The sequence below is a fragment of the Streptomyces sp. NPDC111802 genome (genome assembly GCF_055634335.1).
In genome coordinates this window covers 23046-42200 of record NZ_JBVKCZ010000032.1, presented here as the reverse complement: position 1 = coordinate 42200, position 19155 = coordinate 23046, and the positions used below count along the sequence as shown (strand labels likewise).

General features: G+C 67.4%; 16 protein-coding genes. 7 read left to right on the top strand and 9 right to left on the bottom strand.

Going from position 1 to position 19155, the window contains the following annotated elements:
* Window positions 1-9: 9 nt before the first annotated feature.
* Window positions 10-2418 (bottom strand): DUF6049 family protein, encoded by a 2409-nt coding sequence (locus ACZ7NC_RS30535; protein WP_471492724.1) that lies wholly within the window; start codon window positions 2416-2418, stop codon window positions 10-12.
* A gap of 269 nt (window positions 2419-2687) precedes the next feature.
* Between ACZ7NC_RS30535 and ACZ7NC_RS30530 the strand changes: the two genes are divergently transcribed.
* Complete coding sequence (locus ACZ7NC_RS30530) at window positions 2688-4130, top strand: CCA tRNA nucleotidyltransferase (protein WP_471492723.1); 1443 nt, start codon at window positions 2688-2690, stop codon at window positions 4128-4130.
* A gap of 166 nt (window positions 4131-4296) precedes the next feature.
* On the opposite strand, the gene ACZ7NC_RS30525 is transcribed toward ACZ7NC_RS30530, so the two are convergent.
* The 4 genes from ACZ7NC_RS30525 to ACZ7NC_RS30510 form a co-directional block, all read right to left on the bottom strand.
* Complete coding sequence (locus ACZ7NC_RS30525) at window positions 4297-4794, bottom strand: DUF3824 domain-containing protein (RefSeq protein WP_471492722.1); 498 nt, start codon at window positions 4792-4794, stop codon at window positions 4297-4299.
* A 109-nt stretch (window positions 4795-4903) separates the two neighbouring features.
* Window positions 4904-6181, bottom strand: coding sequence for an MFS transporter (locus tag ACZ7NC_RS30520; RefSeq protein WP_471492721.1), 1278 nt, complete (start codon window positions 6179-6181; stop codon window positions 4904-4906).
* A gap of 96 nt (window positions 6182-6277) precedes the next feature.
* Complete coding sequence (locus ACZ7NC_RS30515; RefSeq protein ID WP_471492720.1) at window positions 6278-7360, bottom strand: inositol-3-phosphate synthase; 1083 nt, start codon at window positions 7358-7360, stop codon at window positions 6278-6280.
* A 43-nt stretch (window positions 7361-7403) separates the two neighbouring features.
* Window positions 7404-8087 carry a PadR family transcriptional regulator gene (locus ACZ7NC_RS30510; protein ID WP_471492719.1) on the bottom strand — a complete coding sequence of 228 codons (684 nt, stop codon included), beginning with the start codon at window positions 8085-8087 and terminating at the stop codon, window positions 7404-7406.
* Window positions 8088-8439: 352 nt separating this feature from the next.
* Between ACZ7NC_RS30510 and ACZ7NC_RS30505 the strand changes: the two genes are divergently transcribed.
* Both ACZ7NC_RS30505 and ACZ7NC_RS30500 read left to right on the top strand, forming a co-directional pair.
* Window positions 8440-11064 carry a transglycosylase domain-containing protein gene (locus ACZ7NC_RS30505; RefSeq protein WP_471492718.1) on the top strand — a complete coding sequence of 875 codons (2625 nt, stop codon included), beginning with the start codon at window positions 8440-8442 and terminating at the stop codon, window positions 11062-11064.
* A 171-nt stretch (window positions 11065-11235) separates the two neighbouring features.
* On the top strand, window positions 11236-12735 hold the full coding sequence (locus tag ACZ7NC_RS30500; RefSeq protein ID WP_471492717.1) for a glycosyltransferase family 87 protein: 1500 nt from the start codon (window positions 11236-11238) through the stop codon (window positions 12733-12735).
* A gap of 94 nt (window positions 12736-12829) precedes the next feature.
* Here the strand turns inward: ACZ7NC_RS30500 and ACZ7NC_RS30495 are convergent, their stop codons facing one another.
* From ACZ7NC_RS30495 to ACZ7NC_RS30485, 3 genes are all read right to left on the bottom strand, one after another.
* On the bottom strand, window positions 12830-13861 hold the full coding sequence (locus tag ACZ7NC_RS30495) for an alanine racemase (RefSeq protein WP_471492716.1): 1032 nt from the start codon (window positions 13859-13861) through the stop codon (window positions 12830-12832).
* A gap of 98 nt (window positions 13862-13959) precedes the next feature.
* Complete coding sequence (gene femX, locus ACZ7NC_RS30490; RefSeq protein WP_471492715.1) at window positions 13960-15078, bottom strand: peptidoglycan bridge formation glycyltransferase FemX; 1119 nt, start codon at window positions 15076-15078, stop codon at window positions 13960-13962.
* A 216-nt stretch (window positions 15079-15294) separates the two neighbouring features.
* Complete coding sequence (locus ACZ7NC_RS30485) at window positions 15295-15603, bottom strand: hypothetical protein (RefSeq protein ID WP_471492714.1); 309 nt, start codon at window positions 15601-15603, stop codon at window positions 15295-15297.
* Between the two features lie 261 nt (window positions 15604-15864).
* On the opposite strand from ACZ7NC_RS30485, the gene rpsF reads away from it, so the two are divergent.
* The 4 genes from rpsF (at window position 15865) to rplI (ending at window position 17585) form a co-directional block, all read left to right on the top strand.
* Window positions 15865-16155 (top strand): 30S ribosomal protein S6, encoded by a 291-nt coding sequence (gene rpsF / locus ACZ7NC_RS30480; RefSeq protein ID WP_005482942.1) that lies wholly within the window; start codon window positions 15865-15867, stop codon window positions 16153-16155.
* Between the two features lie 77 nt (window positions 16156-16232).
* A complete protein-coding gene (locus ACZ7NC_RS30475) occupies window positions 16233-16826 on the top strand; it encodes a single-stranded DNA-binding protein (RefSeq protein WP_471492713.1) in 594 nt (197 codons plus the stop codon).
* A 57-nt stretch (window positions 16827-16883) separates the two neighbouring features.
* The gene (gene rpsR / locus ACZ7NC_RS30470; protein WP_003949403.1) at window positions 16884-17120 is read left to right on the top strand and encodes a 30S ribosomal protein S18; all 237 of its coding nucleotides are present in this window, start codon (window positions 16884-16886) and stop codon (window positions 17118-17120) included.
* 18 nt (window positions 17121-17138) lie between these two features.
* Window positions 17139-17585 carry a 50S ribosomal protein L9 gene (gene rplI, locus ACZ7NC_RS30465; protein WP_059194386.1) on the top strand — a complete coding sequence of 149 codons (447 nt, stop codon included), beginning with the start codon at window positions 17139-17141 and terminating at the stop codon, window positions 17583-17585.
* A gap of 163 nt (window positions 17586-17748) precedes the next feature.
* Here rplI and ACZ7NC_RS30460 read toward each other — a convergent pair whose 3' ends face one another.
* On the bottom strand, window positions 17749-19086 hold the full coding sequence (locus ACZ7NC_RS30460) for an MATE family efflux transporter (RefSeq protein WP_471492712.1): 1338 nt from the start codon (window positions 19084-19086) through the stop codon (window positions 17749-17751).
* Window positions 19087-19155: the final 69 nt, after the last annotated feature.

Sequence of the window (19155 nt, the reverse complement as noted above, 5' to 3'; positions counted from 1 at the left end):
CGACATCGCTCAACGGTCCACTCTCTCACCCGTGCCGGACGGGTCGGCGCTTTCCGCTGCGGTGTCCGGTGTCGGGTCACTCGGCTGCTCCGAGGCGTCTGCCCGGGTATCGGCGCGGGACTCCTCCTCGACAAGCTCCTCCGGAATGAGACGGTCCTCGGTGCCTTCCGGGTTCTCCGGGCCGCCGTCGGTCTCGCTCGTCTCCAGGGAACCGTCCTCACCGGCGTCACGGGCTACCGCGCGCTTGCGCTGCGTGTACATCCGGAACCCGGCGAGTACCAGCAGCAGGAAGCCGCCGCCGATGACCAGCATCACGGTGGCCGTGAACTCGGTGACCTTCACATCGAAGGTGACGGGCGCACCGTACTTCTGGCCGTCCTCCGTGTACAGCTGGGCGATCACCGTGGCCTGGCCGTTGGCCTGAGCCGAGGTGGTGAACTTCACCGTCTGGCTGTGTCCGCCCGAGACCGAGACGTTCTGCTCGTCATAGCTCTCGCCACCGATCTCCAGGCGCCTCGGGCTTGTCGAGGTGAGCCGCAGCACCAGGTGATCGACGCCCTGCACCAGATTGTTCTGCACGGTCACGGGGATCGTGGCGCTGCGCCCGGAGAGTTTGGTCTCGGACTTGTCGATCAGTGTGACCTGGCCGGCCAGGGAGTTGATGTACGCCTCGACGCCGTTGCGGTAGTCGGCCGCCTCCGCGGAGCGGCCACGCCACGAGGTGGACATCTCGCGGTTCATGGCCCGCCCGAAGGGGGTCACCACCCGGGACTGGTCGGTGAGGATCACCTTGAAGTTGTCGAGCTTGTCCTGCGTGGTCGCGATCTGCTCGAAGGCCGCGCGCGGCAGCTCCTGCTTGCGCAGCGAGGACGCGTACCGGGACGACGACGGCACCTTGGTGATGGCGCCGGAGTCGGGCTTGGCCGTGGCGGCGGCCGTGAGTCCCTGGGACTCGGACCACGTGCTGCCCTCGAGTGCCGCTACCGCGTCGGCCATCGCCTGGGCCTGGCTCGCCGTCGGCATCCGCTGCGGGGTGACGACGATGCTGCGCTGCTTGTCCGACTGGCGGTTGAGGGCCAGGCTCTGGGCCAGGAACCGCTGCACGGCGAGCGTCGAGCTCGACGCCCTTGTCAGGCTGCCCTGGAACACCGTCGACATCCGCGCGTCCGCGACCACCGCCGTGGTGCCGCCCCCGATGGGGCGGGCCGCGGAGGGCGTGTAGGGCAGGCCGCCGGTCTCCACCAGGCTGTCATTGCGGGCGATCACCTTGTCCGCGCCGGCGGAGGTGGCGACCTTGACGATGGAGGGGTCGACGGCGCCGTTCACGGGCCAGGCGAAGTCGGTCGTCGGCTCGACGTGGAGGATCGAGTCGACGGTGTCTGCGGCGACGTCGGTGGCCTCCTTGAGGTGGTTCAGGGAGCCGGTGACGTTCGTGCCGTTGTGGGCCAGGGAGGCCAGGTCGGGGTCGGCGAAGGGGAGGGCGACGATCTCCTTGTCCTGCACGGCCTCCTGGAGATCGGCCAGCCACTGCTTGGCCACCTCCTGGTGGGTGCCCGCCGTGGTCGTGTCGCCCTCGCCCTGGACGCGGTAGCTGTCCGTCATCGCGTCGACCGAGGCCAGCAGGTCGGGGTCGATCACCCAGGTGACGTCGAGATCCTTGCCCAGCGCCACGAGCTGCTGGAGACGGCCGCCCGGGGCGATCTCCTCGGCGAGGTCGTCGTCATGGAAGACCGGCGTCTGTGACTCGTTCGACCCCGTCTCGGCAGTCATGTGCGAGGTGGAGATGAGCGGCCACAGAACCGTCGTCCGCGTCTTCGTGTCGGCCTCGTCCGGCTGCCACGGCAGGAACGTCCGCTGGATACCGAGTACCCGGTCCCAGGGCTGCGCGGACGTCTCGCCGGACAGGGAGACGGCGAACTGGTAGACCCCGTCCCCGCCGAGGTCCAGCTTGTCGACCGGCACGGAGATGCTGAAGCGCTGGGCGACGCCCGGCGTGAGCTTGGCGAACTCCTTGATGTACTTGCCGCCCACCGGGGATCCGTCGAGGCCCGCCTGCTGGTCGGTGCGCTGGGCGACCGTGTCGATGTCCGAGCGCGTGCTCATCGCCGGGCCGAGACGCAGGTCCACCTGCGCGTCGGTGACGGTCTGCTTGCCCTCGTTGGTCACCGTGCCGGACACGGTCAGCGTGTCGCCCTCGGTGGGGACGGCGGGGGTGAGCGAGTCCACAGCGACGGCCACCGTGCCCGAGCCGGAAGCGGCCTTCAGGGAGTCCTGGCCTGCGGCATGCGAGGGCGCCGCGGCGGACAGCTGGAGCAGGCCGGCCAGCAGAGGCGCCCCGGCGATCAGTGCTCCGGTGCGCCGCAGCCACCGGCGGGCAGGTGAGGGACTCATCCCCTGGAAGTCTGCCGCCTCGGCCACGCGCTCGCCCGTCCCTCGTCGTCGTCAGTGGTCGTCGGAATGTGCGTCCACGCATGGTAACGATGCGCGCTGAGGGGAAGTGCCGCGGAGTGCCCCACAAGATCGGTCCACACCGTCAGCCTGTCCTGTATGTGCAGGTATAAAGCGGAGCGTTTCCCTGCGCCTCAAGAGCAGTCCTTGTGCCCGTATGGATAGCGGTGTCCGTGCACGCGGTGTGCACGTTTAATGGAGACGCCCGGCGCGGCCAGGGCCACGTACCCTCTTCTGTTGTGCCGAACGCCAACGAAGACAAGTCCAGTGTCCTGAGTCAGGTGCAGCAACGCGCGGTGAGCGAGCTGCTGCGGGTCGCACCTGTCGCCGACGACCTCGCCCGCCGTTTCCAGGAGGCCGGGTTCTCACTCGCCCTGGTCGGCGGGTCGGTCCGGGACGCGCTGCTGGGCCGGCTCGGCAATGACCTGGACTTCACGACCGACGCCCGTCCCGAGGACGTGCTGAGGATCGTGCGCCCGTGGGCGGACGCGGTCTGGGAGGTCGGGATCGCCTTCGGTACGGTCGGCGTCCAGAAGGACGGCTACCAGATCGAGGTGACGACTTACCGCTCGGAGGCGTACGACCGAACTTCGCGCAAGCCCGAGGTGTCGTACGGCGACTCGATCGAGGAAGACCTCGTCCGGCGCGACTTCACGGTCAACGCGATGGCCGTCGCGCTGCCGGAGAAGGAGTTCATCGACCCGCATGGCGGGCTGGAGGATCTCGCGACGCGTGTGCTGAGGACTCCGGGTACGCCGGAGGCGTCCTTCTCGGACGACCCGCTGCGGATGATGCGGGCGGCGCGTTTCGCGGCACAGCTCGACTTCGAGGTGGCGCCCGAGGTGGTGACGGCCATGAAGGAGATGGCCGAGCGGATCGAGATCGTCTCGGCGGAGCGGGTTCGGGACGAGCTGAACAAGTTGATCCTGTCCGCCCACCCGCGCACGGGCCTGACGCTGCTGGTCGACACCGGGCTCGCCGGCCATGTGCTGCCCGAGCTGCCGGCACTGCGGCTGGAGAGCGACGAGCACCACCGGCACAAGGACGTCTACGAGCACTCGCTGATCGTCCTGGAGCAGGCGATGGCGCTGGAGGAGAACGGTCCCGACCTCACCCTCCGGCTGGCCGCGCTGCTGCACGACATCGGCAAGCCGCGCACGCGTCGCTTCGAGAAGGACGGCCGGGTCTCGTTCCACCACCACGAGGTGGTCGGCGCGAAGATGACCAAGAAGCGTATGACGGCGCTGAAGTACTCCAACGAGCTGGTGAAGGACGTCTCACGTCTGGTCGAGCTCCATCTGCGCTTCCACGGCTACGGCATGGGTGAGTGGACGGACTCGGCCGTCCGCCGCTACGTCCGTGACGCCGGCCCGCTCCTCGATCGACTCCACAAGCTGACCCGCTCGGACTGCACGACGCGGAACAAGCGCAAGGCGGCGGCACTGTCCCGTGCCTACGACGGCCTGGAGGAGCGGATCGCACAGCTCCAGGAGCAGGAGGAGCTCGACGCCATCCGCCCCGACCTCGACGGAAACCAGATCATGGAGATCCTGGGCGTCGGGCCCGGCCCAGTCATCGGTCGCGCATACAAGCACATGCTGGAGCTTCGACTGGAGAACGGGCCGATGCAGCACGATGAGGCGGTGGCCGCGCTCAAGGAGTGGTGGGCCGAGCAGAGCTGAGGGTCAGAGAGGGCGGGCGATGTTTCACGTGAAACATCGCCCGCCCTCTCCATGAATCGCCTGCCCTCTCCATGAAGAGCGCGGTTACGTGCTGAGGGGCTGTGTTTCACGTGAAACACAGCCCCTCAAGCATCGTCACAGCTCCTCGGTGCGCGGAGCGGTCAGATCAGACCTCCGACAGGCACAGCAGGAAGTTGTCGCCGTCACCGGTCTGGGCGTAGAAGCTGGTGGCCTCGCTGACCTTGCGGCATTCGCTCTCGGCGGTGAACGAGGTGTAGGTGCCGTCAATCTTCTTGAGCACCTTGGCCTCGGCCTCGGAGGAGGAGCACTCCACGACCTCCATGCGGTCGTCCGAGCCCGACGACGAAGCGGACTTCAGGCAGTCGCCCACCTTCGCCTGGTCCGCGTCATCCAGGCTGGCTATGTAGCCGAAGATGACCGCAGTCACGACCGCCACGCCGACGATGACGTTCTTGACCGTCTTGAAGCTGACCTTGCGGCGCGGCTGCTCCGGAGGAACCGGCGCGTAGGGCGCCCCGCCCTGCGGGGGAAAGCCCGGCTGGCCCGGCTGCTGCGGGTACGGAGCCGGCCCCTGGGGCTGCCCCTGGGTGTACGGGTTCTGGCCTTGGGCGAATGGATTGCCCTGGGACGGCGGAGTCGTCACTGGATGGTCCCCCTAGAACATGGGTGCTGATCGCGAACAATGCGCGATGTAAGACGGACGTAAGCTACCGGCCCCCACTGACAACTCTGTAGCCGGGAGTGCCCCTGTGTCAGGGATGTGACACAGACCGAGCCTCAAAGCGGGCCATAGCCACAGCAACTGCCGCGTAGATAACGGCGACTGTGACCACAAGAGGCGCCGAACGGCCGTCCGGCGGCAGTATCAGGGCGGCCACTCCGGCGGCTCCGACGAAGGCGACGTTGAACAGCACGTCGTAGACGGAGAAGGTCCGGCCGCGGAAGCCGTCGTCGACCGAGGACTGCACGATCGTGTCCGTCGCGATCTTCGCGCCCTGCGTCGTCAGGCCCAGGACGAATGCCGCTACCAGCATGGGAGTTGTGGCGAAGGGGAGACCGAGGGCGAACACCAGGACGGCGGCGACCCCCGCGCACACGGCGATCCAGCGGCCGGGCCCGAGCCGCGCCGCGGCCCACGGGGTCACCACGGCCGCAGCGAAGAAGCCGGCGCCGGAGATGCCCAACGCCAGCCCCAGCAGGGCGAGTCCGTCATCGGGGTCGGAGGAGAAGGCGTACCGGCACAGCATCAGCACCATGACCAGCAGGGCGCCGTAGCAGAAGCGCATCAGGGTCATCGAGAACAGCGCCCAGGCCGCCTCGCGGCGTGGCGGAGTGGAGAGATGGCGCACCCCTGCCGTCAGGTCGCGGGCGGTGCCGGAGAGTGCCGCCGCGAGGCGTGGCTGCACCAACTCGCGATCGGGGCCCAGCAGTTCCGGTGCCATGCGCAGCGACGCCAGCCCCGCGCACAGGTACAGGGCGGCTCCCAGGAGCACCACGGCGGCGTCGGAGTCCCAGACGACCAGCCGTACGACGAAGGCCAGTCCGGCACCGGCGGTCGCGGCGAGCGTTCCCGCGGTCGGGGAAAGGGAGTTGGCGATCACGAGCCGTTCCTCGTCGACCACGCGCGGCAGCGCGGCGGACAGGCCGGACAGGACGAAGCGGTTGACGGCGGTGACGCACAGGGCGGAGACGTAGAAGAGCCAGTCCGGGACCTGGGTGACGATCAGGGCGGCGGTGGCGGAGGCCAACACGGTGCGCAGCAGGCTGCCGTAGAGAAGGACCTGGCGGCGGCGCCAGCGGTCCAGCAGGACGCCGGAGAAGGGGCCCACGAGGGAGTACGGCAGGAGCAGCACCGCCATTGCGGAGGCGATGGCGGCGGCCGAGGTCTGTTTCTCCGGGGAGAAGACGACGTACGTGGCGAGCGCGGTCTGGTAGACGCCGTCGGCGCCCTGCGAGAGCAGACGTACGACGAGCAGGCGCCGGAAGTTCCGCAGGCGCAGCAGGACCCGCAGGTCGCGTACGACGGACATGGGGCACAGCCTCACATACGGGAAGGTCCCCGGGCGGTACAACCCGGGGACCTTCGGTAGCTCTGGCAGGAGCGTTCTAGTGCGGCGCTGTGGTGCTCAGCGCTCGACCTCACCCTTGATGAACTTCTCGACGTTCTCGCGGGCCTGGTCGTCGAAGTACTGGACCGGCGGGGACTTCATGAAGTAGCTGGAGGCCGACAGGATCGGGCCGCCGATGCCGCGGTCCTTGGCGATCTTCGCGGCGCGCAGGGCATCGATGATGACGCCGGCGGAGTTCGGGGAGTCCCAGACCTCGAGCTTGTACTCCAGGTTTAGTGGGACGTCACCGAAGGCGCGGCCCTCGAGGCGGACGTACGCCCACTTGCGGTCGTCGAGCCAGGCCACGTAGTCGGAGGGGCCGATGTGGACGTTCTTCTCGCCGAGCTCCCGGTCGGGGATCTGCGAGGTGACGGCCTGCGTCTTGGAGATCTTCTTGGACTCGAGGCGGTCACGCTCGAGCATGTTCTTGAAGTCCATGTTGCCGCCGACGTTCAGCTGCATCGTGCGGTCCAGGATGACGCCGCGGTCTTCGAACAGCTTCGCCATGACGCGGTGCGTGATGGTGGCGCCGACCTGGGACTTGATGTCGTCACCGACGATCGGGACGCCCGCCTCGGTGAACTTGTCCGCCCATTCCTTCGTTCCGGCGATGAAGACCGGCAGCGCGTTGACGAAGGCGACCTTGGCGTCGATGGCGCACTGGGCGTAGAACTTCGCGGCGTCCTCGGAGCCCACCGGCAGGTAGCAGACGAGGACGTCGACCTGCTTGTCCTTGAGGACCTGGACGATGTCGACCGGGGCCTCGGCGGACTCCTCGATGGTCTCGCGGTAGTACTTACCGAGGCCGTCGAGGGTGTGGCCGCGCTGGACGGTCACGCCGGTGCGCGGCACGTCGCAGATCTTGATGGTGTTGTTCTCGCTGGCACCGATGGCGTCCGCCAGGTCGAGGCCGACCTTCTTCGCGTCGACATCGAAGGCCGCGACGAACTCGACGTCACGGACGTGGTACTCGCCGAACTGCACATGCATCAGGCCGGGGACCCTCGACGCCGGATCGGCGTCCTTGTAGTACTCGACTCCCTGAACCAGCGACGCAGCGCAGTTGCCCACGCCGACGACGGCTACGCGAACCGAACCCATTCCGGTTGCTCCCTGTGTGTACGAGTGAGGTCCTGAGTGGACCTCACGTGGCGGTCTCGCCGGGCGTATCCGGCCGAGGGTCTTCCCCCGGCCGGGGCAGGACGCCCGGCGCTCCAGATGTGGTGTCCCGCGAGTCGGGCCCCCCGGAGGCGGGACCCTTGAGATCCCGTCCGGCCCGCTCGCTCTCGATGAGCTCGTTCAGCCAGCGCACTTCGCGCTCCACGGACTCCATCCCGTGGCGCTGGAGCTCAAGTGTGTAGTCGTCGAGGCGCTCCCGGGTGCGTGCCAAGGAGGCACGCATCTTCTCCAGGCGCTCCTCCAGACGACTGCGCCGGCCCTCCAGCACGCGCATGCGCACGTCCTGTGGTGTGCGTCCGAAGAAAGCAAATCGGGCAGCGAAGTGCTCGTCCTCGTACGCGTCGGGCCCGGTCTGGGAGAGCAGCTCCTCGAAGTGCTCCTTACCTTCCGCCGTCAAGCGGTAGACGATCTTGGCGCGACGGCCCGCGAGCGGTGCGGCGAGCGCGTCCTCGGCGGTGCTCCCCGGTTCCTCGATCAACCAGCCGTTGGCGACCAGCGTCTTGAGGCAGGGGTAAAGCGTGCCGTAGCTGAACGCACGGAACACGCCCAGTGACGTATTGAGTCGTTTGCGCAGCTCGTAGCCGTGCATCGGGGACTCGCGCAGCAGTCCGAGTACGGCGAACTCAAGGATCCCGGAACGTCGGCTCATCCCCTCGCCTCCTCGTCGTATGTCGCGCTGATGTATCGACTCGATACATCACGACGATAGAACGACCTTCCGGATGCGACAAGTGGGGGAACGGTGAACGGGATCACATCAACGATTCATGTGGAGCGAGTTGCCTGATTTGGGGTGAAGTTCGGGGCTAGGGGGGCTTTGGCGGTGCGTAGTCTGTGCGCCATGCACAGCACCGGGAACCGAGTGACACCTGAGGGCGTCGTCATCCTTGGTGCAGTACGGGTGAATGAGGAACCGACCACATCCGTACTCCGGGGGGACCGGAAAACCGCCGTCGTTGCCAGGCGCGCAGGGGTGCGCCTGTCCGAGGAGTAGTCGTTCGATGAGCGAGCACCGTCGCAAACCGCCGCAGCCGCAGGGAGGCGGACGTGCCGCGGCCCGACGCGGTCAGGCCGCCTCGTCCTCAGGCCGACGAGCGGCACCGCGAGGCGCCACCGGATCTCCCTCCGACTCTTACGGGTCGGGTTCCACCGGTTCGGGAAGCGAGGAACGTCCGTACAGCGGCCGCGCGGAAGCACGCCGCGCGGCCCAGAGGAACGGCGGTGGCCGCCGCAGAGCGGCCGAACCGGGCAGAGGTGGCCGCCGCGCGGCTCCCGGCGGACCGAACGGTCCGGGGCGAGGCAGAGGACGTCCGGTCCCGCCGGCCGAGAAGCGGTTCATCGACTATCCGCGCGCGGGCAAGTACGGCATGGCGCGCTGGGTGCCGTCGTGGAGGCTCGTCACCGGGGCCTTTCTCGCCTTCATGGGTGGCCTGGTCGCCGCGGCCGGTATCGGGTACGCCATGGTGGGCATCCCCAAGGCCCAGGACACGGCCATGGCGCAGAACAACGTCTTCTACTGGTCCAACAACAAGCAGATGGCGTCGACCGGCGGTCAGACGAACCGCCAGCTCGTGAGCAACGCCGAGATCCCGAAGGACATGAAGAACGCGGTGGTCGCCGCCGAGAACGCGTCCTTCTACAAGGACAAGGGCATCGACCCCGCCGGTATCGCCCGGGCTGTCCTCAACATGGCGAAGGGCGGCGAGACGCAGGGTGGTTCGACCATCACCCAGCAGTTCGTCAAAAACACCTATCTGAGCCAGGACCAGACGATCTCCCGTAAGTTCAAGGAGCTGTTCATCTCCATCAAGGTGGGCCAGAAGATGTCCAAGGACGACATCCTCGCGGGCTACCTCAACACCGCCTACTACGGCCGTAACTCCTACGGCATCCAGGCGGCGGCTCAGGCGTACTTCGGTGTGGACGCCAAGAACCTCACCACCTCGCAGTGTGCCTTCCTCGCGTCCGTGCTGAAGGGCCCGAACTTCTACAACCCCGACGGGGGCGTGGGAGCGGGCGCCTCGGCCGAGCAGAACACCAAGCGTGCCAAGGAACGCTGGTCGTGGATCCTGGGCCGCATGGTCGAGGTGGGGCGTCTCTCGCCGGCGGAGCGTGCCAAGGTCGTTGACTTCCCCAAGTTCAAGAAGCAGAACTCGAACCTGTCCGGTCAGTCCGGCTACCTCATCGACATCGCCAAGGAGTACGTCGCCAAGAAGGCGGGCCTGTCGCCCGAGGACCTGGAGAAGGGCGGCTACCGGATCTACACGACCTTCGACAAGGACAAGGTCAACCAGCTGGCGGCGGCCGTTGAGAAGACGCGGAAGAGCTTCCTAGAGCCCAAGAAGCGAGAGAAGGACAAGTACGTCCAGTTCGGTGGCGCGTCGGTCGACCCCAAGTCCGGAGCGATCGTCGCGCTGTACGGCGGCGAGGGCTACGACAAGGGGCACTACTCCAACAACGCCAACACGCTAGGTGTGCCGGTCGGATCGACCTGGAAGCCCATCGTGCTGGCCTCCGCGATGGAGTACGGGACCTACAAGACCGATGGAGAACCGCTCTCGCCGCTGACCAAGTACAACGGCAACGACCTTCTGGAGATCAAGGACCAGAACGGCGACCCGATCATGGATAAAGGAAGGCCCTTCCGGCAGAAGAACGAGGGCACCACGGCCTGGGGCGAGGTGACGCTCAGAAAGGCCATGGAGCAGTCGATCAACAGTCCGTTCGCACAGCTGGGTATCGACGTCGGTCTGTCCAAGACCCAGGAGATGGCGGAGAAGATGGGCATCTCGTCCAGCTTCTTCGACAAGGCCAACATCAGGAACGTCTCCTTCTCGCTCGGTACGTCGACGCCCAGCGCCATCCGCATGGCTGACGCGTACGGCACCTTCGCCGCCTCGGGCGAGCACTTCGAGCCGTACTCGGTCACCAAGGTGCTCAAGGACGGCGAGGAGCTCGACGGGTTCGAAGCCCCGAAGAAGCAGATCGCCATGGACGAGAACGTCGCAAACAATGTGACGGACGTCCTGGAGAACGTGGTCAAGAACGGCACCGGTAAGAAGGTCGCGGACATCGGGTTCCCGGTGGCCGGCAAGACCGGTACGACCGACGAGAACAAGTCGGCGTGGTTCGTCGGCTACACCCGGGAGCTGTCCACGGCCGTCACGCTGTTCCGGACGGACCCGAGCAAGGGCAAGCTGCTCTCCATGAACGGCACCGGCGGCGTGCCCTCCATCCACGGTGGTGACATTCCGGCGCAGGTCTGGAAGGACTACATGGCCGAGGCCATGAAGGGCATCGACTACGAGGCTTTCCCTGAGGCGGAGCCCATCGGCGAGATCATCGAGGAGACACCGACTCCGACCGTGGCGCCTTCGCCGACGGAGACCGAGGAGGAAAGCCCGTCGCCGACGCCGTCGCCCTCTGAGTCGCAGACGTCGCCGTCGCCGACAGCGACCGAGACATGCAGTGAGTTCGACTGGCAATGCAACACCAGCAACGGTGGGCAGAACGGTGGCTCGGACGGGGGCGCGACCTCGTCGCCGACGCCGACCGTAACGGAGACGGATAACTCCGGAGGCAATGCCAACGGCAACGGAGGCATCTTCGGTGGACCGTCCGGCTGACCGGCGGGCTGATGTGACGCGAGAAGGCCGGTGGCCGGTACCCACGATGGGTGCCGGCCACCGGCCTTTGCCGCTGTTTCACGTGAAACGTCGGTTTCACGTGAAACACTCGACCGGCACACCCCAGTCGTCCTCGCACCGTTCTCAGACACGTACGGCAGGATGTGCCCCATGCCCAGTGCAGAGACGACGCCCACGAGCGTGCACGAGCCGGATCCGGTGCGGCCGACCGAGGAGGACGAGGTCGCCGCGCGCGGGAGCGAGCTGATCGGTGGCCCCATCGGACGGCGTGCCCTGCTCGGGACGTCCTGGTGGACTCCCGTGCGGATCGTCGCGCTCGTCGCGATCGGCATGTTCGCGCTCGGTCTGGTCCAGAAGGCGCCCTGCTATGACGGCGCCTGGTTCTTCGGTGCCAGCTCGCAGTACACACATGCCTGCTACTCGGACATTCCGCATCTCTACCAGGGCCGAGGCTTCGCCGACGGTCTGGTGCCGTACTTCGACAAGCTCTCCGGTGACATGGAGTACCTCGAGTACCCGGTGCTCACTGGTGTGTTCATGGAGGTCGCCTCCTGGCTCACGCCGGGCAGCGGCACCATCCAGGACCAGGAGCAGTGGTACTGGATGGTCAACGCCGGGATGCTGATGGCCTGTGCGGCCGTCATCGCCGTCTGTGTGACCCGTACACACGCCCGGCGGCCCTGGGACGGTCTGCTGGTCGCTCTGGCGCCCGCCTTCGCGCTGACGGCCACCATCAACTGGGACCTGCTGGCCGTCGCCCTGACGGCCGCGGCGATGCTGATGTGGTCCCGTGGCCGCTCTGTCGCCTTCGGCATCCTGTTGGGGCTCGCCACGGCCGCGAAGCTGTATCCCGTCTTCCTGCTGGGCCCGTTGTTCGTCCTGTGCTGGCGTGCCGGCAAGTGGCGGGACTTCGGCAAGGCGCTGGGCGGCACCGTCCTCGCCTGGCTGGTCGTGAACCTTCCGGTGATGCTCCTCGCCTGGGACGGGTGGTCGCAGTTCTACCGGTTCAGTCAGGAGCGAGGCGTCGACTTCGGCTCGTTCTGGCTGATCCTGGCCCAGAACTCCACCGACCCGCTGAGCACCGAGACCGTCAACACGCTCGCCACGCTGCTGATGCTGCTGTGCTGTGCCGGCATCGCCGCGCTCACACTCACCGCGCCCCGGCGCCCGCGCTTCGCCCAGCTGGCCTTCCTGATCGTTGCGGCGTTCATCCTCACCAACAAGGTCTACTCGCCGCAGTACGTCCTGTGGCTGGTGCCGCTGGCCGTGCTGGCCCGGCCGCGGTGGCGGGACTTCCTCATCTGGCAGGCGTGCGAGGTGGCGTACTTCCTGGGCATCTGGATGTACCTCGCGTACACGACCAGCGGGGACGCCCACAAGGGACTGCCGCCCGACGGCTACCACTGGGCCATCGGTGTGCACCTGCTGGGGACGCTGTACCTGTGCGCCGTCGTCGTACGGGACATCCTCATGCCGGACCGTGATCCGGTGCGCAGGGCCGGCGAGGACGACCCCTCGGGCGGTGTCCTCGACAGGGCGGAGGACGCGTTCGTGCTCGGCGCCGCCACGCATCCACCGCGGCACGCGGCCCACTTCGAGGGGCCTCAGGTCGAGTGGGGCAGCCAGGGATCGGCCAACAGTTCGCTCTGAGCGAACGGGTGTGGCAAGGGCACGCAGAAGGCCGTACACGGAGAGTTCCGTGTACGGCCTTTTCGTTGGTGCCGTGTTGCCGAGCGGCTGTCGCTCAGCGGTCGACGATGCGGTCGAACTGCGTGGTGGTGTGCCGCAGATGGGCGACCAGCTCGTCGCCGACCTTCGGCTCGGGGGCGTCCGAGGGGACGAACAGGATCGAGACCTGCATGTGCGGCGGCTCCGCGAACCAGCGCTGCTTGCCGCCCCACACGAAGGGAGAAAGGTTCCGGTTGACCGTGGCGAGGCCCGCACGGGCGACGCCCTTGGCGCGCGGCATGACGCCGTGCAGGGCCTTCGGGGCCTCCAGGCCCACCCCGTGCGACGTACCGCCCGCCACGACCACCAGGAAGCCGTCAGAAGCCGCCTTCTGCTGCCGGTAGCCGAAGCGGTCCCCCTTGGAGACCCGAGTGACGTCCAGGACCGCGCCGCGGTACTCGGTGGCATCGTGGTCCCCCAGCCACAGCCGGGTGCCGATGCGCGCGCGGAAGCGAGTCTGCGGGAACTGCTGCTGCAGACGGGCGAGTTCCTCGGCCTTGAGGTGACTGACGAACATCGTGTGCAGCGGCAGCCGGGCCGCGCGCAGCCGGTCCATCCAGCCGATGACCTCCTCGACGGCGTCGGAGCCGTCGGTGCGGTCCAGCGGCAGGTGGATGGCGAAGCCCTCCAGCCGGACGTTCTCGATGGCGGAGTGCAGCTGCGGCAGGTCCTGTTCGCTGATGCCGTGTCGCTTCATCGAGGACATCACCTCGATGACCACACGGGCGCCCACGAGGCCGTACACGCCGTCCACCGACGAGACGGAGCGGATGACCCGGTCGGGCAGCGGCACCGGCTCCTCACCGCGCCGGTACGGCGTCAGCACCAGCAGGTCGCCGCCGAAGTAGTCCTTGATGCGTGCGGCCTCGTACGTCGTGCCGACGGCGAGTATGTCCGAGCCCAGCCGCGTGGCCTCCTCCGCGAGCCGCTCGTGCCCGAACCCGTAGCCGTTGCCCTTGCAGACCGGTACGAGGCCCGGGAACTGCTCCTGCACGTGCTTGTGGTGCGCCCGCCAGCGCGCGGTGTCGACGTAGAGCGTGAGCGCCATGGCCGGACCTGGAACCTTTCTCGTGGCTGCGGTGTATCAGAGATATGGAAGCTATCGACGGTGCAGCTGTTGACGGTATCGAAGCAGAGAACGCGAGGTCAGCGACGCGACATGTAGATGTCGAGCGCCTTGTGGAGCAGCTTGTTGAGCGGGAAGTCCCATTCCCCGAGGTACTCGGCGGCCTGCCCGCCCGTGCCCACCTTGAACTGGATCAGGCCGAAGAGGTGGTCGGTTTCGTCCAGCGAGTCAGAGATGCCGCGCAGGTCGTAGACGGTGGCGCCGAGGGCGTAGGCGTCGCGCAGCATGCGCCACTGCATCGCGTTCGAGGGCCGGACCTCACGGCCGATGTTGTCGGAGGCGCCGTAGGAATACCAGACGTGGCCGCCCACGATCAGCATCGTCGCCGCCGAGAGGTTCACACCGTTGTGGCGGGCGAAGTACAGCCGCATGCGGTTGGGGTCCTCGGTGTTGAGGGCCGTCCACATGCGCTGGAAGTACGACAGCGGGCGTGGCCGGAAGTGGTCACGCACGGCAGTGATCTCGTACAGCCGCTGCCACTCCTCGAGGTCCTGGTAGCCGCCCTGGACGACCTCGACGCCGGCCTTCTCGGCCTTCTTGATGTTGCGTCGCCACAGCTGGTTGAAGTTCTTGTGGACCTCTTCCAGGGACCGGTTGGCCAGCGGCACCTGGTAGACATAGCGCGGCTGTACGTCGCCGAAGCCGGCCCCGCCGTCCTCGCCCTGCTGCCAGCCCATACGACGCAGCTTGTCGGCCACCTCGAAGGCGCGCGGCTCGATGAAGTCCGCCTCGATGTCGCGCAGCCGCTTCACGTCCGGGTTCTGGATGCCCTGCTTGATGGAGCCCGCCTCCCAGCGCCGGATGATCACCGGCGGGCCCATCTTCACGGAGAAGGCACCCTGGTTCTTCAGGTGCGCGAGCATCGGTTCCAGCCAGTCGGTCAGATTCGGCGCGAACCAGTTGATGACCGGACCCTCGGGAAGATAGGCGAGATAGCGCTTGATCTTGGGCAGCTGCCGGTAGAGGACGAGGCCCGCGCCGACCAGCTCACCGCTCTTGTCGAACCACCCGAGGCTCTCCGAGCGCCACTCCGCCTTGACGTCTGCCCAGGCCGGGACCTGCATGTGGCTCGCCGCCGGCAGGCTCTGGATGTATGCCAGATGCTGCTCGCGACTGATCGTCCTCAGGGTCAGGCTCATTCGGGGCGCTCCTCGGGCTGGTGTGTCCCCATGGGTACAGGGGCTCCGGCTCTCGCGGAAGCCTACTGCGCCTCGGGAGCGCCCCGAATGGGCGTACGGCAGCTTCACCCTGGCCTGGAGGGCCGCCGGGGCGTGCGAGGGTGTTCTATGCAGTGTTCTACCGGTGTTCGGAGGACGATCTCCGCGGCCGGTGCGAGGAGGGCGCTGTCCCCGGCGTCAGAAGCCGCCGAAGAGCCCGCCGTGCGCCATGCCGAGGAAGAAGCCGACTCCGGAGGCACCGAGGCCCAGGATCAGACCGAACCGCTCACGGGTCGTCACCGAGATCCACTGGCCGTAGGCACCGGTGAGGATGCCCACCAGACCGGTCCAGGAGCTGAGCAGGTGCAGGTCGTGGAACTGGGCCGTGACGAAGGACGTGATGCCCAACACCAGGGTCACCGCAAGCAGGGTGTCCTGGAGGGGATGGGGCTTTCCGTCCGTGGCGAAGAGGCCTCCGACGGTGTTGGGTCGCAATACCTGTGCCATAGGGCACCTCCTGCGGAAAGCGGCGCATCGTAGCGCCATACACACCCGATGTGTACAGATTGTGGGCGACGGCGGCCGGATTTCAACCGGACGCCGGTGTGCGGGTAGTGTGTACCGTCTGCACCGGTGTCTGCCCGGGCCAGCTCGGGAACCGCGAGGTAACCCCGATTGTCAGTGGCGGCCGATACCGTTGCGTACGCATCACAACCCTCCTGCCACGGAACGACCGTGGCCGCTGAGTCCAAAGGAGGTGGGTTCCACATGCGTCACTACGAGGTGATGGTCATCCTCGACCCCGATCTGGAGGAGCGCGCTGTCGCCCCCCTGATCGAGAACTTCCTCTCCGTCGTCCGTGAGGGCAACGGCAAGGTCGAGAAGGTCGACACCTGGGGCCGTCGTCGTCTCTCGTACGAGATCAAGAAGAAGCCCGAGGGCATCTACTCGGTCATCGACCTGCAGGCCGAGCCTGCGGTCGTCAAGGAGCTCGACCGCCAGATGAACCTGAACGAGTCGGTCCTCCGGACCAAGGTCCTCCGCCCCGAGACCCACTGAGCTCCCCGCTCAGCTGATCTCGGGATTCGAGTAGCAGCACCAAGCAGCCAGCAGCAAACCCGCCGAGAGGTTCCCCCATGGCAGGCGAGACCGTCATCACGGTCGTCGGCAATCTTGTCGACGACCCCGAGCTGCGCTTCACCCCTTCCGGTGCGGCGGTCGCGAAGTTCCGTGTCGCGTCCACCCCCCGCACCTTCGACCGTCAGACGAACGAGTGGAAGGACGGCGAGAGCCTGTTCCTGACCTGCTCGGTCTGGCGTCAGGCGGCGGAGAACGTCGCCGAGTCGCTGCAGCGAGGCATGCGCGTCATCGTGCAGGGCCGGCTGAAGCAGCGGTCCTACGAGGACCGTGAGGGCGTCAAGCGCACGGTCTACGAGCTGGACGTCGAGGAAGTCGGCGCCAGCCTGCGGAACGCCACGGCGAAGGTCACCAAGACCTCCGGTGGCGCCCGTGGTGGCCAGGGTGGTTACGGCGGCGGTGGCGGCCAGGGTGGCGGCAGCTGGGGTGGAAACTCCGGCGGCGGCCAGCAGGGCGGCGGCGCTCCCGCCGACGACCCGTGGGCGACCGGCGCTCCCGCCGGTGGCCAGCAGGGCGGCGGCGGAGGCTGGGGTGGAAACTCCGGCGGCGGTGCCGGCGGTGGCGGCGGCTACTCGGACGAGCCCCCCTTCTAGACCTTCGGGTCGAGGGCGGGTCGTACCCAAACTTCTTGATCACACAGGAGAATCACCATGGCGAAGCCGCCTGTGCGCAAGCCGAAGAAGAAGGTCTGCGCTTTCTGCAAGGACAAGGTCACGTACGTGGACTACAAGGACACGAACATGCTGCGGAAGTTCATTTCCGACCGCGGCAAGATCCGTGCCCGCCGCGTGACCGGCAACTGCACGCAGCACCAGCGTGACGTCGCCACGGCCGTGAAGAACAGCCGTGAGATGGCGCTGCTGCCCTACACCTCCACCGCGCGATAAGGGAAGGGTGACCGACACATGAAGATCATCCTCACCCACGAGGTCTCCGGCCTCGGTGCCGCGGGCGACGTCGTCGACGTCAAGGACGGTTACGCTCGCAACTACCTGATCCCGCGGAAGTTCGCTATCCGCTGGACCAAGGGTGGCGAGAAGGACGTCGAGCAGATCCGTCGTGCTCGCAAGATCCACGAGATCCAGACCATCGAGCAGGCCAACCAGATCAAGGGCCAACTCGAGGCCGTCAAGGTTCGTCTGGCCGTTCGCTCCGGCGACGCCGGTCGTCTCTTCGGTTCCGTCACTCCGGCTGACATCGCCTCGGCGATCAAGGCTTCCGGTGGCCCCGAGGTCGACAAGCGCCGCATCGAGCTCGGTTCGCCGATCAAGACCCTGGGCGCCCACGAGACGTCCGTGCGTCTGCACCCCGAGGTTGCCGCCAAGGTCAACATCGAGGTCGTTGCGGCCTGATCGCTGCATCGCTGAGTTCGGCTTGCACAGCTGAATGAAGGGGCCGTACCCGCTGGGGTACGGCCCCTTCGCTTCGCAGCGAGCGGGCCCCAGAGATGAGGCGTGTCCTTGAGGACGGGGGCGCAGCCGTTTCACGTGAAACAGCGTGTTTCACGTGAAACAGTCAGCGCGTCGCGCCCGTGACGATCCAGCGGCCCGAGTGTGTACGCCCCCAGAGGGTCAGCATGCGCACGGCCATCATCAGCGTCATGGCCGCCCACACTGCCGTCAGGCCGCCGCCGATCACGGGGACGAGCAACGCGACCGGGGTGAATACTGCCAGGGTGAGCACCATGGCCCAGGCGAGGTAGGGGCCGTCGCCCGCTCCCATCAGGACGCCGTCCAGGACGAAGACGACGCCGCAGATCGGCTGGGAGAGCGCGACCACGAGAAGGGCGGGCAACGCAGCGTCCTTGACGACCGGATCGCCGGTGAACAGCGGCAGGAAGAGCGGCCGGGCAATCACTACGAGCAGTCCGAGGACGACGCCGGCTGCGATGCCCCACTCCACCATGCGGCGGCAGGCGGCGCGAGCGCCCTCGGCATCGCCGGCACCGAGATATCGCCCGATGATGGCCTGCCCGGCGATGGCAATGGCGTCCAGCGCAAAGGCGAGCAGGCTCCACAGCGACAGGATGATCTGGTGTGCCGCGATGTCGGCATCTCCGAGACGGGCTGCCACAGCCGTCGCGATCATCAGGATCGCCCGCAGCGAGAGGGTGCGGGCCAGCAGGGGCACGCCGGCCTGAGCGGAGGCCCTTATCCCGGCCGCGTCGGGGCGCAGGGAGGCACCGTGCTCGCGCGCGCCGCGGACGACCACCACGAGATAGATCACGGCCATGCCGCACTGGGCGATGACGGTTCCCCAGGCGGAGCCTGCGATGCCGAGACCGGCGCCGTAGACGAGACCTACGTTGAGGGCGGCGTTGGCGATGAAGCCCGCGACGGCGACATAGAGCGGGGTTCTGGTGTCCTGGAGGCCACGCAGGACGCCGGTGGAGGCGAGCACAACGAGCATGGCCGGTATGCCGAGTGCCGAGATCCGTAGATAGGTGGTCGCATACGGGGCGGCGGTGTCGGAGGCGCCGAAGAGTTCCACGAGAAACGGTGCTGTGGGCAGGACGAGCGCGGCGACGGTGACACCCAGGAGGATGGCCAGCCAGATGCCGTCCATGCCCTGGCGTATCGCCGCTGGGAGGTCGTCGGCGCCGACGCGTCGTGCAACCGCTGCCGTGGTGGCGTAGGCGAGGAAGACGAAGACGCTGACCGCTGTCATGAGGAGGGCCGAAGCGACCCCGAGCCCGGCGAGCTGAGAGGTGCCGAGATGGCCGACGATCGCACTGTCGGCCAAGACGAAGAGGGGCTCGGCGACGAGCGCGCCGAAGGCGGGCAGGGCCAGTGCGACGATCTCTCGATCGTGCTGTCGCCTGGCGGCCTTGGGTGTCTCGGGGGCCTGGGTCATGGCCACCAATCTAATCGTCCACAGGTAAGAGATGCAATTGCATACTGACCCTTACTCGTGGTCTCGTGC

Excerpts from the sequence above, each read along its gene's own strand:
- ACZ7NC_RS30520 (WP_471492721.1), bottom strand. The coding sequence starts at position 6,181 with ATGTCCGTCGTACGCGACCTGCGGGTCCTGCTGCGCCTGCGGAACTTC.
- ACZ7NC_RS30515 (WP_471492720.1), bottom strand. The coding sequence starts at position 7,360 with ATGGGTTCGGTTCGCGTAGCCGTCGTCGGCGTGGGCAACTGCGCTGCG.
- ACZ7NC_RS30510 (WP_471492719.1), bottom strand. The coding sequence starts at position 8,087 with ATGAGCCGACGTTCCGGGATCCTTGAGTTCGCCGTACTCGGACTGCTG.
- ACZ7NC_RS30505 (WP_471492718.1), top strand. The coding sequence starts at position 8,440 with ATGAGCGAGCACCGTCGCAAACCGCCGCAGCCGCAGGGAGGCGGACGT.
- ACZ7NC_RS30500 (WP_471492717.1), top strand. The coding sequence starts at position 11,236 with ATGCCCAGTGCAGAGACGACGCCCACGAGCGTGCACGAGCCGGATCCG.
- ACZ7NC_RS30495 (WP_471492716.1), bottom strand. The coding sequence starts at position 13,861 with ATGGCGCTCACGCTCTACGTCGACACCGCGCGCTGGCGGGCGCACCAC.
- femX (WP_471492715.1), bottom strand. The coding sequence starts at position 15,078 with ATGAGCCTGACCCTGAGGACGATCAGTCGCGAGCAGCATCTGGCATAC.
- ACZ7NC_RS30485 (WP_471492714.1), bottom strand. The coding sequence starts at position 15,603 with ATGGCACAGGTATTGCGACCCAACACCGTCGGAGGCCTCTTCGCCACG.
- rpsF (WP_005482942.1), top strand. The coding sequence starts at position 15,865 with ATGCGTCACTACGAGGTGATGGTCATCCTCGACCCCGATCTGGAGGAG.
- ACZ7NC_RS30475 (WP_471492713.1), top strand. The coding sequence starts at position 16,233 with ATGGCAGGCGAGACCGTCATCACGGTCGTCGGCAATCTTGTCGACGAC.
- rpsR (WP_003949403.1), top strand. The coding sequence starts at position 16,884 with ATGGCGAAGCCGCCTGTGCGCAAGCCGAAGAAGAAGGTCTGCGCTTTC.
- rplI (WP_059194386.1), top strand. The coding sequence starts at position 17,139 with ATGAAGATCATCCTCACCCACGAGGTCTCCGGCCTCGGTGCCGCGGGC.
- ACZ7NC_RS30460 (WP_471492712.1), bottom strand. The coding sequence starts at position 19,086 with ATGACCCAGGCCCCCGAGACACCCAAGGCCGCCAGGCGACAGCACGAT.